Origin of the sequence: Vibrio hepatarius (assembly GCF_011806575.1) — a bacterium.
GTDB classification, from domain to species: domain Bacteria; phylum Pseudomonadota; class Gammaproteobacteria; order Enterobacterales; family Vibrionaceae; genus Vibrio; species Vibrio hepatarius_A.
Genome location: NZ_JAATOO010000046.1, coordinates 1 through 15095 on the forward strand (window position 1 = coordinate 1; position 15095 = coordinate 15095).

Annotated in this window: 20 protein-coding genes; 19 read left to right on the forward strand and 1 reads right to left on the reverse strand. The window is 39.3% G+C overall.

Translation table 11 applies throughout. The features are described from left to right. The first annotated feature begins 104 nt into the window (after positions 1–104). The 8 genes from HCZ42_RS21010 to HCZ42_RS21050 all read left to right on the forward strand — a co-directional run bounded on the left by HCZ42_RS21010 (position 105) and on the right by HCZ42_RS21050 (position 5743). Positions 105–665: a hypothetical protein gene (locus HCZ42_RS21010; RefSeq protein ID WP_167422636.1), complete on the forward strand. Its 561-nt coding sequence runs from the start codon at positions 105–107 to the stop codon at positions 663–665. 627 nt (positions 666–1292) lie between these two features. Further along, entirely contained in the window at positions 1293–1727 is a 435-nt protein-coding gene (locus HCZ42_RS21015) for a T6SS immunity protein Tdi1 domain-containing protein (protein ID WP_029836265.1), read from the forward strand. Positions 1728–1882: 155 nt separating this feature from the next. Then, the gene (fos, locus tag HCZ42_RS21020) at positions 1883–2281 is read left to right on the forward strand and encodes a FosG/FosC2-related fosfomycin resistance glutathione transferase (protein ID WP_069498887.1); all 399 of its coding nucleotides are present in this window, start codon (positions 1883–1885) and stop codon (positions 2279–2281) included. Positions 2282–2444: 163 nt separating this feature from the next. Then, a complete protein-coding gene (locus HCZ42_RS21025) occupies positions 2445–3080 on the forward strand; it encodes a LysE family translocator (protein ID WP_069535144.1) in 636 nt (211 codons plus the stop codon). Between the two features lie 134 nt (positions 3081–3214). Beyond that, the gene (locus HCZ42_RS21030; RefSeq protein ID WP_167422637.1) at positions 3215–3595 is read left to right on the forward strand and encodes a cell envelope integrity protein TolA; all 381 of its coding nucleotides are present in this window, start codon (positions 3215–3217) and stop codon (positions 3593–3595) included. A 150-nt stretch (positions 3596–3745) separates the two neighbouring features. After that, positions 3746–4216, forward strand: a complete 471-nt coding sequence (locus HCZ42_RS21035; RefSeq protein ID WP_167422638.1) for a hypothetical protein — start codon at positions 3746–3748, stop codon at positions 4214–4216. After that, complete coding sequence (locus HCZ42_RS21040) at positions 4209–4850, forward strand: hypothetical protein (RefSeq protein ID WP_167422639.1); 642 nt, start codon at positions 4209–4211, stop codon at positions 4848–4850. Before HCZ42_RS21035 ends, HCZ42_RS21040 begins: the two co-directional genes overlap by 8 nt. A gap of 134 nt (positions 4851–4984) precedes the next feature. Further along, complete coding sequence (locus tag HCZ42_RS21050) at positions 4985–5743, forward strand: hypothetical protein (RefSeq protein WP_130200927.1); 759 nt, start codon at positions 4985–4987, stop codon at positions 5741–5743. A gap of 120 nt (positions 5744–5863) precedes the next feature. On the opposite strand, the gene HCZ42_RS21055 is transcribed toward HCZ42_RS21050, so the two are convergent. Further along, entirely contained in the window at positions 5864–6121 is a 258-nt protein-coding gene (locus HCZ42_RS21055; RefSeq protein ID WP_123768103.1) for a hypothetical protein, read from the reverse strand. Between the two features lie 341 nt (positions 6122–6462). Here HCZ42_RS21055 and HCZ42_RS21060 point away from each other — a divergent pair, with 341 nt between their 5' ends. The 11 genes from HCZ42_RS21060 (at position 6463) to HCZ42_RS21115 (ending at position 14837) form a co-directional block, all read left to right on the forward strand. Next, entirely contained in the window at positions 6463–6966 is a 504-nt protein-coding gene (locus HCZ42_RS21060; protein ID WP_167422640.1) for a hypothetical protein, read from the forward strand. Positions 6967–7103: 137 nt separating this feature from the next. Continuing rightward, positions 7104–7646 carry a DinB family protein gene (locus tag HCZ42_RS21065; protein WP_053342869.1) on the forward strand — a complete coding sequence of 181 codons (543 nt, stop codon included), beginning with the start codon at positions 7104–7106 and terminating at the stop codon, positions 7644–7646. Between the two features lie 145 nt (positions 7647–7791). After that, a complete protein-coding gene (locus HCZ42_RS21070) occupies positions 7792–8655 on the forward strand; it encodes a hypothetical protein (protein ID WP_069522823.1) in 864 nt (287 codons plus the stop codon). Positions 8656–8841: 186 nt separating this feature from the next. Continuing rightward, positions 8842–9543, forward strand: a complete 702-nt coding sequence (locus HCZ42_RS21075) for a hypothetical protein (RefSeq protein ID WP_167422641.1) — start codon at positions 8842–8844, stop codon at positions 9541–9543. After that, positions 9509–10123 carry a hypothetical protein gene (locus HCZ42_RS21080; protein WP_254869006.1) on the forward strand — a complete coding sequence of 205 codons (615 nt, stop codon included), beginning with the start codon at positions 9509–9511 and terminating at the stop codon, positions 10121–10123. The genes HCZ42_RS21075 and HCZ42_RS21080 overlap by 35 nt, the downstream gene beginning before the upstream one ends. 143 nt (positions 10124–10266) lie before the next feature. Then, positions 10267–11196 (forward strand): HNH endonuclease, encoded by a 930-nt coding sequence (locus HCZ42_RS21085; RefSeq protein WP_167422642.1) that lies wholly within the window; start codon positions 10267–10269, stop codon positions 11194–11196. A gap of 139 nt (positions 11197–11335) precedes the next feature. After that, positions 11336–12178: a hypothetical protein gene (locus HCZ42_RS21095; RefSeq protein WP_167422643.1), complete on the forward strand. Its 843-nt coding sequence runs from the start codon at positions 11336–11338 to the stop codon at positions 12176–12178. Between the two features lie 140 nt (positions 12179–12318). Continuing rightward, complete coding sequence (locus HCZ42_RS21100; RefSeq protein ID WP_167422644.1) at positions 12319–12765, forward strand: GNAT family N-acetyltransferase; 447 nt, start codon at positions 12319–12321, stop codon at positions 12763–12765. Between the two features lie 139 nt (positions 12766–12904). Beyond that, the gene (locus tag HCZ42_RS21105) at positions 12905–13192 is read left to right on the forward strand and encodes a hypothetical protein (protein WP_167422645.1); all 288 of its coding nucleotides are present in this window, start codon (positions 12905–12907) and stop codon (positions 13190–13192) included. A gap of 159 nt (positions 13193–13351) precedes the next feature. Then, positions 13352–13717 (forward strand): VOC family protein, encoded by a 366-nt coding sequence (locus HCZ42_RS21110; RefSeq protein ID WP_053317300.1) that lies wholly within the window; start codon positions 13352–13354, stop codon positions 13715–13717. Between the two features lie 151 nt (positions 13718–13868). Then, on the forward strand, positions 13869–14837 hold the full coding sequence (locus HCZ42_RS21115; protein WP_167422646.1) for a DUF2971 domain-containing protein: 969 nt from the start codon (positions 13869–13871) through the stop codon (positions 14835–14837). The last annotated feature ends 258 nt before the right edge of the window (positions 14838–15095 follow it).

Here is a 15095-nt window from a genome sequence, read left to right on the forward strand (position 1 = left end):
GTTTAATTTGGCTTTTGTGTTTACGGTGTAATAATTGGGTGTAGTGGTAGCGTTGCTCACCACTTAAGCGGGCGTTAGGCTGTTATCGATAAATGGAGGCAATCATGGAAGAAACAAAACCGACATCAGCGACGGCAAAAGGCATTCCATCGTTACTTGAAAGTGTTGTTGATATCCGTTTTCTTGTCTTATTGCTGTGTTTCATTTCTTATTTAGATTTATGGTTGGTATCAGCGCAAGTTAACCCTAAAGGGCTTTCACTTTCATCTGCCTACAGCCTTTTACTCACGGTTCCAGTGTTCGATTTAATGTTATTTTTGGGGTCATACTCACTGCTTGTTATTGGTCTTATTCCTACTTTACGTGGTTTATTATCTTTAGCTCGACTTGAAGTGTTCGGTACATTGTCAATTTCAAACATAACAAAGGAAAGTAAGCAGCTTTCAGATTGGGCTGCCGGTTTTGTGTGTTTCTCAAGCTATGGTGCATTAAGTTGCTTCTTCCTCGAAACAGGCAGTTACAAGGGGCTGTTGCATTTTATCGTAACGTTTTCTTCAGCGAACATTTTTGTTGGAGCTGTGTTTAAAATAAGTTTCGCCTTGTTTTGGTTGTATTGTATCTCTTTAGCTCTTCGCGCTGATTTTGAAGAGTCAGATACTTGGTAGGCACCAGCCTAACAAAGCGTTTAAGGCAGATTCCCAACGCTTGGCATTTTTCATTTTATCGTTGGGTTTTGTGTTTATGGTGGTATGGTTAGGTTTCGTGGTGGCGTTGCTCACTACTTAACGCGGCGTTAGTTGCCAACGAAAAAACGCAGCTAAAGCAAAATGTTTAAGGCTAAGGTTCGTTTGGTTTCGCCCAGTCTTGTGCTCCGATTTTTAAGGTTTTGGGTATGAATGAATCGCGCTTCGTTCTTTTGCTGGTTTGCCGTTTCAGAAGCAGCTTTGTTCGTTGAAAGTTAGCTCTGCTGCTTTGTCTTTCCAAAAAGTTTATTGGGTGTTCAAAGCCCGTTTTCTACGGCGTTGTAAGTTCCAAGTGGTTTCAGTGACAGGCGCTTTGAAACTGCGCCTGATTTGAGTTTTTCAAAGCACGTAAAAACAGTGTTGGCAAAGCGGTAATAAACTCCAAATCAAAGCCTTGGGTTTGGCAACTAACAAAGCATTCAAGAGGGATTCACAACGCTTGGCAGTTTTGATTTGAATTAGCTTAAGTGTTTACGGCACAATGGTTTAGTTTGGGTGGAATGCGTTGTTCACCCCTTAATGCGGCGTTAAGCAGATAAGGAAGTTTCGGTGTATAAATTATTAACTGATCCCGTTGATGTTGCAATGTTAGGATCTTGGGAAAAACACCTTTGGCATTATGACAAAGTTATTGGTTATTCGTTTACTGGGACATTGTTCTTATATTCAACGGAGACCGATGAATACCTTGTTTTTTATCCATCTAAAGATGGAAGTAATTGTAAAGGTTATGGTGTGTTTGAGAGTGTATCGGAATTTGAAGATACAATTTTAAAAGATAAGAATTTTATTCAATATGCGCTTTTTCCTATAGATGAACAATTTATTGAAACACTCGTAGAAAAACTTGGAGTTCTTGGTGCTGAAGAGATCTATTTTCCTGTTTTGGAGCCAGCCTTGGGTGGAAGTTTAGAGTTGGATAACTTTGATAAAGGTAATGTTTGGATACGAACCGAGATCCTTGGTCTGAATAGAGGGTTATAGGGAATTAAATCTGCTTAACAAAGCGTTTAAGGCGGATTCACAACGCTTGGCGATTTCAGTTCCAGTTAGGTTAAGTGTTTAAGGTACAATGGCTTAGGTTCGGTGGTAGGCGTTGTTCACCACTTAACGCGGCGTTATGTTTACGGGAGAAAACAGTGATTTTAGGGCTCAATCATATAACCATTGCAGTTAGTGACTTAGAGCGCTCTCTTAAGTTTTATCGGGAGATGTTGGGGTTCACTGCTCACGCTAAGTGGGATAGCGGGGCTTACTTATCAGTAGGTGAACTCTGGTTTTGCCTTTCTCACGATGAACCTTGCCCCAAAACCGACTATACCCACGTAGCTTTTGATATCGAACCAAAGGAATTTGAAACCTTTGCGAAACGCGTAGTTTCATTGGGTGTAGAAGTTTGGAAAGAGAATAAGAGTGAAGGACAGTCACTTTATATCTTAGACCCTGATGGTCACAAACTAGAGATACACTCAGGCTCCCTTAAAAGCAGGTTAGAATCCCTAAGAACTAAGCCGTATAGTGGACTCGTTTGGCTTTAAACATAACAATAAATTTAAGAGTGATTCACAACGCTTGGCGCTTTTACTTCAAGCGAGTTTAGTGTTTATGGCACAATGGTTTAGCTTAGGTGTTAGCGTTGTTCACACCTTAATTTGGCGTTAGCCGTCTTGGTGGATTCGTAGTACCAAAAAGGGAAAATATATGGACTTGAATAACATCTTAACTTTTATAGCGGTAGCTACATTATTAGTTATCTCACCTGGTCCTAATGGGTTCCTAATCGCTAAAACTGTGCCAGTTTCAGGGCGAAAAGCAGGATTTGCTAACATCTGTGGTTTTGTCGTTGCATTTTATGTACATGGGACACTATCAATTTTGGGTATTTCGATGCTCTTAGTTAAGTCATCTCAAGCGTTTTTCATATTTAAGATGCTAGGTGCAGCGTATTTAGTTTGGATTGGTTTGAAAGCGATAATTAGCGCATTTCAACACAATCAAACACAACCTAAAGTTACACGAGAAAATAACAAAATAGTCTCACTCCGTGTCGCCTTCTTGGAAGGGTTAATAACAAACGTACTAAACCCGAAAGTTTCTATGTTTTATTTAGCAGCCTTTCCTCAATTTATGCCTAATACCGAAAGTCCAATAAGTGCATACGCGCTAGTTACGGCACATTCAATGGTCAATTTTGTATGGTTCGCCATTATGGTTATGGTCCTTTCAAAAGTTAAGAAGGTTACCAATAGTGCCAAGTTTAAAACTTGGTTAAACTCAATTACAGGTTTGGTATTTATTGCTTTTGGTTTAAAACTAGCGCTAATGAAAAACGGCTAACAAAGCATTCAAGAGGGATTCACAACGCTTGGCAGTTTGGGTTTGAATCAACTTAAATGTTTACGGCACAATGTTTTAGGTTAGGTGGTGGCGTTGTTCACCCCTTAATGCGGCGTTATGTGAATGGAGGTACAATGCGATTATTTCATTTAACTTTAGCTTGGTTGTTATTGGGTGTATCACTTAATGTAATTGCGCAGTCTAAGGTTGTAAACGAAGTCGAGAGTGAAGCACCCAGTCAAATATCTATTTGGGCGCAACACGTACATGACGCCATTCAAAACAACTTGGTGCTTGAAGATAATTTCAAAGGGCAACAAGTTAGATATCAAGTAAGTATCGATATATTGGGTAATGTTACTAAAACTAAAATATTGAGCAGTACAGGGAATGCTCAGTTAGAAAAGAGTGTTAAAGTGGCGATTTTGTTGGCGGCTCCTTTTGACTTGTCATTTATAGGTGAAGATGAATTTGTTCAAATCCAAACGTTCAACATCACTATTGCCCCTGAATAATTCACATAACAAAGCATTTAAGAGTGATTCACAACGCTTGGCAGTTTTGGTTTGAATTAGTTTAAGTGTTTACGGCACAATGGTTTAGTTTGGGTGGAATCCGTTGTTCACCCCTTAATGCGGCGTTATTCGGCTAGGAGAAAGTAAGGAATGAATGACAAATTATTTGCTTGGGGAAATACAACAAAAATCGGGGCTTTTGACCATACTTGGGTTACAACGTACTCAAAAGGTCAAGGTGTACCGGATAAGAGTTTAGGTGATTACTGGTATTGTTGGGGAGATCCACACTTCAAAGCTACTCTGTTTGGAGAAAGTGAATCAGGAGGGGATTTTGCACGGATTGTTGCAAAACCTAATGATCCTCAAGAGAGCGTAAACATCAAGTATGGATTTGATGGGGTTTGTCATCAAATGGCCAATAGATTGTTGATGTTTACTAAGAGTAAAGCAACGGGTAAACCTATTGTAGTTTCAGACGCATCGGGATATCAGTTATCCAAAGCAATGTATGGCGTATATGGTGGTTCTAAAAAAACTAAAGGTGCAAGAGAGCGTTTGGAAGCATGGGAATCAAAAGTTGATTCATACCTTAAAGCTAAGGGAGTAAAAAATGAGTAAAGAAGAGCGCATTGAAGAACTCATTAGCCTTCATTCGGGTGTTTCCGCTACAGTTGCAGAGAAAATTTACGATCTAGAGCTACAAATGCAACTGAATAATGATCTGGTAATCGAGTTGGTAGAAAAAGATATTATTTTAGAGTCAGAGGTTACTGAGAAAATTAACCGCTGTTTCCAAGTTTTTTTGCAGGGTGTTGTCAATACATGTGGTGAGGATATTTGCAAGAGCATTTATGATTACCTTCCTGGCGAAAAAATTGGTTTTCTTAATGAATATAAACCTAATGAGATTGATGGTGTTCAAGCTATTGAATTAGCATCTATCGAGATTGTTAACGCTATAGATCTGATATCGACTTCAAGGCCTACATTGGATTTGGAAAGTCGTAATAGATTTGCGGCCGCATCAAATCAATTTAAAGCTCTTAGTAGTAGTATCGTAGGAAGAATGAATAGAAGGCGAGCTGTTTTAGCTGAGATTACAAGTGAATTGGATCGAGAAGCCGGTTTAGTAATTGCCGCTGCAAACAATGTTGGTGTTGTTAATATTGAAATTATCAATACTGAGATTGAAGCTATAAACATCGAACTTGAAGAAATCTCGAATCGATTTATCGAGTCAGAAGCCGAATAACAATCTGTTTAAGAGTGATTCGCAACGCTTGGCATTTTTGCTGTGCGTTGCGTTTAGTGTTTAAGGTGGTATGCGGCAGCATCGATATAGCGTTGCTCACACCTTAACAGGGCGTTATGTCATAGGAGAAAAATTTGAGTAATACACCAAAATGGTTTGAAGTTGGTAGCCAGTTAATTGGCGAGGTGTCTGGTGTGGCTATGCAACTGGCAGATCAATTATCAGACTTGTCATTGGACAGTAAAACTTCGGTCCAATGTTCAGTTCTTCATTACGTTCAATGCTTAATGGCAAGTGCAGACGCAAATCGAGAGGGCAAACATGCAATAGCGTTAAGCTTAACTCGGCAAAGTGTCGAAGCGTTAACTTTAATTGAATGCGGCTTCTTAAAAGATCGAAGCCTTTCGTCAGAATTAGTTACGGCATGGGTCCAAGGTTCAAAAAGTTCTGGAGCAATCAGAAAAAGATTAAGTCAGAATGTTTGGCAACTTTATAGTAAATCCTTGTGGTCACAAGGCTGGGGAGAATATTTTGGAGAGTTCTGTTCTTCAATACAACCATATGCCCACTACTCTCGAGAATTGCAAGGATGGCAACTTGAAGTGATCGATAATGCAACATTGGAAGACTGTGGCAGCATTACTCTGAATATGAAGTTCGGTTTTGATACTTATGATTCAAATAAAGCTACCAGAATCACGTTGATTCATATCTTGCTTAGTTGGACTCTGGGTAAAATCATTACAAATAACGTAAGCCAACCTGAACTAGAGCACAAGTTAGACGAATTGCAGCAAGCTTTAGAGGTTTGTCCTGAGTTAGGGAAAGGGCAACTTGATTGGGCTCAGCAGCTTTGGGCTTCTGAATTTACCAAGCCTCAAGAAATGACCTAACAAACTGTTCAAGAGTGATTCGCAACGCGTGGCATTTTTACTATGCGTTGCATTTAGTGTTTTAGGTGGTATGCGGTAGCATCGGTATTACGTTGCTCACACCTTAACAGAGCGTTATGTTTACTTGTATTTCAATGGCTTAAATATTCTTCGATCTCTGTTCTTTGTCCCTTTAGCAGTTCGTTCGAGTTGCCTCAGCAAATCCGCTTTGTCGTCCCAAGTTCGTGAATTTCTCAACCCGTAAAACATGTCAATGTACGCGGGTTGCTTCATTTGCAGGTCGTGGCGGTTGGTTTCAAATTTCACTGGCTCTAAGTCGCTTTGAGCGTATTTGCCAAGTAGCATGTCGGCTTGGCAGTTGCCTCGGCAATTTGCCATTGTTCTGCGCTTTGGTTGGAAAGAGAGGGCGTTTGTTGAAGCTAAGTCGGGTAGCCTCATTGGGCAGGGAAGTGGACTTACGCGTTTTATGTTTCGTGCCTCTGGCGGCCAAGTGAGTTTGGGCGTGTGACTGACTTCTTGAAATGCGGTCAACAGTGCAGTTCTTTGCCAAGTAAATCAGTTATTTGTGGTAAAACATAACAAGCAATTTAAGAGGGATTCTCAACGCTTGGCACTTTTGCTTCTACTTCAAATTTAGTGTTTATGGCACAATGCTTTAGGTTTGGGTGGAGGCGTTGTTCACCCCTTAATTGGGCGTTAACTGGCAACTGGCAGGGTATATGCAAAAAGAAATTGTAGATGGAACAGAAATTACAATTAAAAGTTATGTATATAAAACTAGGTATTGGAGGTTAGTGGTCTTTGCTTTCTTTCTATTGGTCTATGGTCGAGCCATTGGTAATGATGATCCAACAGTAAATTTTATCGGATATCTTGTTGTACTCGTAGTATCTTCTTTTCTACTGAAGGAACTATATCGGTTGGCGTTTAATCCAGCTTTACTGTCTATTAATTTTGATGGTATTTATCATCATAAAATAGGTTTTATTTCTTGGGGTGATGTGGATGACATTAGCTATTATTCTGACCGTACTAAAGGGTTAAGCATTACTACAACCGCGCCTAGGTTGACCTACAAACGTTTTTTACACCTAAAGTTTTTAGAGTCAAAAAGTAAAGTAGTTCGTATGGATATGTCTTTTTCTGAATGCAATGTAAGAAAAGCATGCCGAAGAGCGAGAATTATGTACGCATGGTATAAAGCTAACCAAAAAGCCAGTTAACAAAGCATTTAAGACGGATTCCCAACGCTCGGCATTTTTGGGTTTGCTTCGAGTTAAGTGTTTACGGCACAATACTTTACGTGCGGTGGTCTGCGTTGCTCACCACTTAATGCGGCGTTATGTACTTTGGAGGTCAAATGGATTCATCCTCAAATTTCAGGATGTTGGCGCTGTACAATCAGCGAATGAATAAGCAATTACTTGAGGTGTGCAGTAAGCTCACTCATGAGCAGTTGCATCAGAACACTAGTTCATTTTTCCCGACAATTATGGCTCATTGGAATCATATCTTGTTCGGCGACTTAATTATGCTTCAGCGTCTTGTTGCAAACGAGTTGGTATCAGTTGAACTTACAGTTCTAGACACATTGCCCGTTTCTATGTCAGTTTCTGATACTTTCGCTTCAAATCTGTATGAACTCGCAGAATTACGAGAACTTGTGGACTCAATCTATATTGAAATCACCAATCAGTTTACCGCTAGTAGTTGTAACCAAGTAGTCAAGTATACGACAACAGAGGGGCAGATAATTGAACGAACAGTTGGTGAGTTTTGCCAACATATTTTCAATCATCAAACGCATCACAGAGGTCAGCTAACCTGTTTGTTAAGTCAGTTTGGCTTAGACTTTGGGTGTACAGACCTGCCTATAATCGTGCCAGAGGGAGCACGTACATAACAAACAATTTAAGAGGGATTCTCAACGCTTGGCATTTTTGCTTCTACTTCAATTTTAGTGTTTACGGTAGAATGCTTTAGGTCGGGTGGTAGCGTTGTTCACCCCTTAATTGGGCGTTATACCGTTTTTAGGCTCAGGAGGGTATTTGGATATTTTTAATAATCGAGAGTTAGCTACAGCCACTCTTGTCATTGTTGTCTTCACTTGGGCTTCCATAAAAAGTAGGGAGGTTCTGCCGGCTATAGAGTTAGTCCTAAAATCCTTTTGTCAAAAAGCCATTCTGATAACCACTGGGACTCTGTTTTTATATATTTCAATTATCGTATATTTACTTGATAGCATTAATGTTTGGAATGCGGGGCAACTTAAAAATACGATACTGTGGTTTGTGTTTATTGGTTTTGTTCAGCTTATGAATACGACTAACATCACCGAACCCAAAGAGTACTTGAAAACATCGTTAAATTCTCAGGTTAAGCTGATTGTACTAATCGAGTTTCTCGTAGCATTTCATTCTTACGGCTTTATAACTGAATTATTTTTAGTAACGACAGCTACACTATTCGCGTGTTGTAGTGCTTTTGCCAAAGGTAAACCAGAGTACAAGCAAGCACAAAAATTATCTGACTATATTTTGGCCATAATGGGAACTCTGATTTTCATCGACTCAATCTTAAACATATACAATGAGCCAGGTAAGTTTATCAGTGTTGATACATTCCGGGATTTCTTGGTTCCGATGTTGCTGTCGGTATCTCTACTACCATATGTGTATGTATTTTATTATCTTTTGGCTTACGAGAGAGCGTTTATGAAGACTCATATCTACACTGACTCTAAACAACTTCGACGGTACGCAAAAATTCGCTCATTTGTCGCCTTTAAAGGGAGGCCTAGCCTCATCCATAAGTGGTTGCTCTACTCTTGTATTCCCGAATTTGAGTCAAAAAAAACGATCCGAACTTCAATAGATAAATTTAAAGAGCAGCAGCGCGAATCAACGGTATAACAAAGCATTTAAGAGGGATTCTCAACGCTTGGCGGTTTCAGTTCAAAGTTCAGCTTAAGTGTTTATGGCACAATGGCTTAGTTTTGGGTGGTTTGCGTTGTTCACCCCTTAATGCGGCGTTAGGCAACTGATTGTGTATTTGTGTTTCAATATATTATAATCGATTTTTTCTCTTAGATATTTGATATGACTAAATATATAAAATTCACGTTGGGTACGATTGGAGCAATTGTAATTGGTGCGATTGGCAGTGGGGTCTGGGAGTACATATTACAGCCAGCTCTGAGAAATGGCTCAAATGCTTTTTTAGAATTAGCAACGCTTGGTGTTGAAAGTTATAAAGATGATTTGTACCAAGAAGTTGCAAAAGGTTATCAAGAAAAAGCTAGCTTTTCTTTGCTTTTGTCTTTCAATGCGTTGCTCGTAAGCGCATACCTAGTGGCATGTGGACTTATGGTATCGAAAGGAAAGGAAGTTATTAAAGATGAGAGAAGACTACTAAAGGACATTGAGCGGTTAAAGTGTCCTGAAGAAGAAACTGAACATCACGAACCATTGGCAAGGCTAGAGGAGATCGAAACCTCTATTCGCAATTCAGGTAGTAAAAGATTGCTCAAGTTTAGTTATGTTATGAGTCTTTTCATATTAGTGTTTTGTGCTAGTGAAGTTATAAGCGTAGCTAAAGAGCGATATGTCATTAGGGCTGTAACGCATTATGATCAACTAACCCAAATAGTTAAGCCACATATTGAATATGAAGTTTTAACAAAAATTGAATCAGACTTTGCTCAAGTACAATCTTCAGCTGATTATACTCAAGTTATACAGTCTCTTAGTAAAATAGCTGACGAAAATGAGCTTAAAACCCCAAAGTTTGACATATGGTAATTTGCCTAACAAAGCATTTAAGAGTGATTCGCAACGCTTGGCGGTTTCGCTTCGCTCAAGTATAGCCAAGCGTCGCTCACACCTTAATGCGGCGTTAGCTTTAAAAAGGGTACGTATGTTCCTATTCAAAATTAATGATTCAAAAATGTCATATAGCTTTAAAGCATCGGTATTAAGTGCCTGTATTGCCTTTGTTTTAGCGTGTTTGTATCATTTTTTAGTTGGCTTGCCTGAAGAGGCGCCTAATGAGAACTTATCGTTTTCCCTTTTTGATGCGCTCGGTTTGATTCTATTCGCTCCATTTGTAGAAACGATACTAATAGTCCTACTCATATGGTTAGCTCAGAAGTTCATGCAAAATATACTATTGGTCGCTTGTTTGGTTGCCTTGTCTATTTCAGTTTTGCACTCTTTAAGCCATCCATTGTGGGGCTTGTTCACGTTTGCCCCGTTTGTTGTTTTTTGTCTCGGTTTTCAGGTGTGGCAAAAGGCATCTACATCTGAGGGTGCAAAAGTCGCTTTCTTAACTCACGCCTTTCATAATAGTTATGTGTTAATTCTGGTGGGGCTATCAGCTTAAAGCTAACAAAGCATTCAAGAGGGATTCACAACGCTAGGCAGTTTTGGTTTGAATTAGCTTAAGTGTTTACGGCACAATGGTTTAGGTCGGGTGGTTTGCGTTGTTCACCCCTTAATGCGGCGTTATGTTTATTAGGAGGAAAAGTGAACATTTCAGTACATAAAGACATCGGCTATGACATCATGCAGTGTCTATATGAGTCATTTCCTAACTCAAAATTGGTTGATATTAATGAATATGGCTGCTACCAAAAGCTATTTTTAGCCAATGGTTGCTCAATTCATTATACAAAATGGCGTGATGGCACAATGCCATTTTATATCATCCTGTATAACCAAAAAGGAAAGTACATTTTTGAGCTTGATCTATCAATGTTGTTATATGAAAGTGAATATTTTCAATGGCATCTGAAAAAACCTCAAAATAAAAACACATTGTCAGTGCTTCAAAATGTACTTGGAGAACAACTTGCTTTGCCCGATGATTACGTGAGTTTGATACGGACTCAAAAATCAGTATTAAACTCTGGGGTAAATACGCCTAAAAATGGTTTTCATTTCCTCTTTCAAGTGCGATGGAGTGAATTGGTTAGTAATTTAACCGAGTTGGTAGTCTCGGTATTTAAAGGTCATAATATTCGTACAACTTACGTGACTTCAGAAGATAACGAGGGTGAAAACGATAATGAGGATTTTGAAACACACAGAAAACGTGTTCGTAGGGGACAACGAAAGCTAAGACTAAGACTTTTAGAACTTTATGATTGTAAATGTGCAATTACTGGGTATGCGCCCACTGAAGTCTTAGAAGCAGCGCATATTGTGAGTCACGCGATCTCTGGAGTGAATCATTCAGAAAATGGACTCTTGTTAAGGGCGGATATTCATAGTCTTTTTGATTCAAACTTGTTGCGTATTAACCCTGAAACATTCAAAATTTTTATTGAACCATCTCTAGAGATAACACCATATTGGAAGCTTAATGGTCAGACGCTGCGTAAACGAGTGGATGGAAGCCATCCGTCTAAGGAATTTTTAGAACAACGGTGGTATGGAGAAATGGCGCACAAATAAACATAACAATCTGTTTAAGAGTGATTCGCAACGCGTGGCATTTTTACTAAGCGTTGTGTTTGGTGTTTAAGGTGGTATGCGGAGGCTCTGGTATTGCGTTGCTCACACCTTAACAGGGCGTTAGCTTAAAAGAGGATATATGGAACTTCGGAATGAGATATTAGATGACTATACTCGTTACTGTGAGCGAAAAATTCGTGAAGAGTTTCGGGCGAAAACTCCAAATCAATATGACCCTATTTATTCATATCAAAGATATAAATGCCGAATTATCGAAAGTATACCAAGGGAGGTAAAAGAAGCTAAGTGCCTTTCTGTCCCAAATGAGTATTGCTCTGCGTACGCAAAAATTAAGAAAGATATTGAGACTGGTGAACCCTTAAGGAAGTATCAAAGTCGTAAATTAAAGCAACTGGACTATGACGATGACATGCTATCCCACTGGGGAATTCAGCATTTACACCTAAGCGACGAGCTTCAGGGTGATGGTTTTGTACAAAGAACCGGGGATTTGTTGTTTGTACACTTTGACAATTGTTCTGCTCATATTATTGGTATATTCAATCATAGTTCTTGGTGTGATTTAGACTTAATTGAAATCATGCATAGCAATTGGCCTGATCGAATGTCAGCTTTTCGAATGGAATCAGGTATCCGAAAACTGACCGAAGAAGAGCACAAAGTTTTAAGGGGTAAGCATGCAAATGCCAATATAGTTCTCGATGATGGTACTGAGTATATGAATCCTGGATTTGGAGTTACCTCTAATGGTTCGCCGAACAATGCTGTTTTAAATTCAGACAAAGTCATAGCTATGCTTAATCACCAGTTTGAAACCATAAAAGTGAATATGCCCCAAATACTTGAGGCGGCGAAGTGCCGAGAAACTCTAAATAATGTAACAATAGGCTTGGAAGTCGATAATAGAACTAAACAATTGGTATTCAAAATCAAAGAGATCGACTTCTACTTCACGATTTAAGCTAACAAACAATTTAAGAGTGATTCAGCACGCTTGGCATTTTTGGCTTGGGTTAAGTTCAGTGATTACGGTGGTCAAATTAAGTGTCGTGGTCGCGTGCTTCACACCTTAATTGGGCGTTATGTGCTAGGGACGGAAAAATGAAAATTGAACAAGTAAATAATCAAGATGTTGGTGCATTAGTGGAGCTAATCTCGCGTGTGGCAAGCTCGAATATTCTTCCGAGTTTAAGTGAAGAAGGGCGCAAATCGTTCATTTCTAGCATCCATCCTGATGTTGAAACTGCGCTTGATTTGACTCGTTTTCAAAGCTTTAAAGTTACAGTTGGTAGTGAGATTATTGGCTTTGGTGCAATTCGAGACGGCGATTATATTACGCATCTGTTTGTGGATACCCGTACTCAGAAAAACGGTGTTGGGAAAAGATTGTTGCGTTATCTGTTGTCCCAGTCTTCGGCAGGAGAGGTTGGTCTGAAATCTTCGGTTAATGCAGTTGGCTTCTACGAATCACAAGGTTTTACCGTTACAGACTCAGAGCAAAATGCAAAGGGCATTAGGTACGTCCCGATGTCTTGGCTACGCACATAACAAGCAATTTAAGAGGGATTCACAACGCTTGGCACTTTTTCTTCTACTTCAAATTTAGTGTTTATGACACAATGCTTTAGGTATGGGTGGTGGCGTTGTTCACCCCTTAATTGGGCGTTATGTTTACGAGGAGAAATTGATGAGTTACGTAGAAAATAAAGATAAAAATCAAATTCTTGAAGAGCTTATTGGAACGGCTCAAGCGGGAAGTCAAGTTCATGAACAGCAGAAGTCAGCAATTCTTGTTCGTTGTACGGAAGATATCCAGCAATCTATAGATGAGCTGGGCGACGAAATTGATCAATTGAAAGGTGCATTTGAAGAATCATCAAAGAACTCCGGAAAAGTGGCTTTAGCACTAAATTGGTTAACCGGAGCCTTGGTTCTAGTTGGTGTGGCTCAGGTCGTAGTTGCCGTAATTAAATAAACATAACAAAGCATTTAAGACGGATTCACAACGCTCGGCATTTTTGGTTTGCTTCAAATTTAGTGTTTACGGCACAATACTTTTAGTCCAGAGATCTGCGTTGTTCACCACTTAATGCGGCGTTAGGCTACAAGCAGTTGCTACAGAATGGAGATGGAAATGGAAAACTTGAACACCGTAGAAATAAAGCCTTTTGTTCCATCTAAAGACTTTGAATGCTCTAAGCGCTTTTATCAAATTATTGGCTTTGAAATGGTATCTGAATTTGAAGGTATCGCTTATTTTAAATATGGTTCTTGCTCTTTCTTACTCCAAGATTTCTACGAACCTGTTCACAGCAACAACTTTATGATGCACCTTTTAGTCGAAGATGCTCGAAGCTGGTATAAACATGTCCTAAAGCTAAACCTAAACAAAGAGTTTGGTGTAAAGGTAACGGAACTTATTGAGCAGCCGTGGGGAATGCTCGAATTTTGCGTTACAGATCCAAGTGGTGTGTTGTGGCGCATAGCCGAGAATCAGTAGCCTAACAAAGCGTTCAAGACGGATTCACAACGCTTGGCAGTTTTGGTTTAATTCAACTTAAGTGTTTACGGCACAATGGTTTAGGTTGGGTGGTAGCGTTGCTCACCACTTAACGCGGCGTTAGCCATATTCAGTAGTTCGGAGAAAGTTTTTGTTAAAAAGTTTATATAAATATGCTTCACCACATCCACAGATTTTCGATAATCTGCTGATACGAGCAAGCCAAAGATATTCTTTGAATGATCCATTTGAGTTGCGTCCATCGAGTGGTAATGTTTTGGAGTCTTTATCAAACGTTGAAATCAATATCGGCTCTGGTTATAAGCCATCTTATGATGACTACGGCATTATATCGTTTACAGAGACTTATAATAATTTGTTAATGTGGGCTCATTATGCAAATGAGCACAAAGGGATTGTTATCGAGTTTGATCTCACAAAGCTCAGCTTCAATCGATATCAAAGCTATCCAGTTTTCGATAATAATGAAGAAGACGAAATGTTTGCGAGTGATAACCCAATCATCAAAGAACTAGATGAGGGACAAGTTCAAAGGGTTCTATACAACCACAACCGCCCGAATGAACAAAAATATGAAAACATCCTTGAACATTTCTTAGTTAAAAGTGATGAGTGGATGTATGAAAAAGAGCACAGGGTTATTGTTCCTCTAATTACCGCAGAATGTATCATTATTAGGAAATCCTACCTGGAAGTAATAGATGCTGTGTTAGAGCTAGACTACAACTATGTTGTCAATGATTTTGGAAATGGCATGGTTCTGGTTTCTTTTGATAGTGCATTGCGTGCCGAATCTGCAAAATACTATTATCCATCGGACTCGTTGGTAACGGACGAAGAGTTTTTCCAGTCATTCAAACTGGCATTCTTAGGGGAAATTCTTTCAACTTTATCAAAAGATCCATCAAGTATATTTCTCTATAAATTACCTGCAAGCTCAATCAAAAGAGTGTTTTTTGGTTGTCGAATGTCCGAAGTGGATAAAAAAGTCATAATGCGTAATATCGAGCGCAATGAGTTACTACAAGAAGTTTGTTTTACTGATGTCACAACAAGTCAGTCTCGGTTCGAGTTAGACTTTACAAAAAAATATGGCTAACAAACTGTTTAAGAGTGATTCGCAACGCGTGGCATTTTTACTATGCGTTGGTTTTAGTGATTAAGGTGGTATGCGGGAGCTTCGGCATTGCGTTGCTCACACCTTAACAGGGCGTTAGTTGCCAACGAGGAAAACTCAGCTAATACAGAATATCTAAGGCTAATGTGCATGTGTTGTTAGCTTGTTTTCGTATTTCAACTTTTAGTTATTTGGGTTTGCGAAAATCGAGCTTTGGTTTCTTGTGTGGTTTGGTTTTTC

Coding starts and splice junctions, on each gene's coding strand:
- HCZ42_RS21010 (WP_167422636.1), top strand. CDS start 105: ATGGAAGAAACAAAACCGACATCAGCGACGGCAAAAGGCATTCCATCG.
- HCZ42_RS21025 (WP_069535144.1), top strand. CDS start 2,445: ATGGACTTGAATAACATCTTAACTTTTATAGCGGTAGCTACATTATTA.
- HCZ42_RS21030 (WP_167422637.1), top strand. CDS start 3,215: ATGCGATTATTTCATTTAACTTTAGCTTGGTTGTTATTGGGTGTATCA.
- HCZ42_RS21035 (WP_167422638.1), top strand. CDS start 3,746: ATGAATGACAAATTATTTGCTTGGGGAAATACAACAAAAATCGGGGCT.
- HCZ42_RS21040 (WP_167422639.1), top strand. CDS start 4,209: ATGAGTAAAGAAGAGCGCATTGAAGAACTCATTAGCCTTCATTCGGGT.
- HCZ42_RS21055 (WP_123768103.1), bottom strand. CDS start 6,121: ATGGCAAATTGCCGAGGCAACTGCCAAGCCGACATGCTACTTGGCAAA.
- HCZ42_RS21060 (WP_167422640.1), top strand. CDS start 6,463: ATGCAAAAAGAAATTGTAGATGGAACAGAAATTACAATTAAAAGTTAT.
- HCZ42_RS21065 (WP_053342869.1), top strand. CDS start 7,104: ATGGATTCATCCTCAAATTTCAGGATGTTGGCGCTGTACAATCAGCGA.
- HCZ42_RS21075 (WP_167422641.1), top strand. CDS start 8,842: ATGACTAAATATATAAAATTCACGTTGGGTACGATTGGAGCAATTGTA.
- HCZ42_RS21080 (WP_254869006.1), top strand. CDS start 9,509: ATGAGCTTAAAACCCCAAAGTTTGACATATGGTAATTTGCCTAACAAA.
- HCZ42_RS21095 (WP_167422643.1), top strand. CDS start 11,336: ATGGAACTTCGGAATGAGATATTAGATGACTATACTCGTTACTGTGAG.
- HCZ42_RS21100 (WP_167422644.1), top strand. CDS start 12,319: ATGAAAATTGAACAAGTAAATAATCAAGATGTTGGTGCATTAGTGGAG.
- HCZ42_RS21105 (WP_167422645.1), top strand. CDS start 12,905: ATGAGTTACGTAGAAAATAAAGATAAAAATCAAATTCTTGAAGAGCTT.
- HCZ42_RS21110 (WP_053317300.1), top strand. CDS start 13,352: ATGGAAAACTTGAACACCGTAGAAATAAAGCCTTTTGTTCCATCTAAA.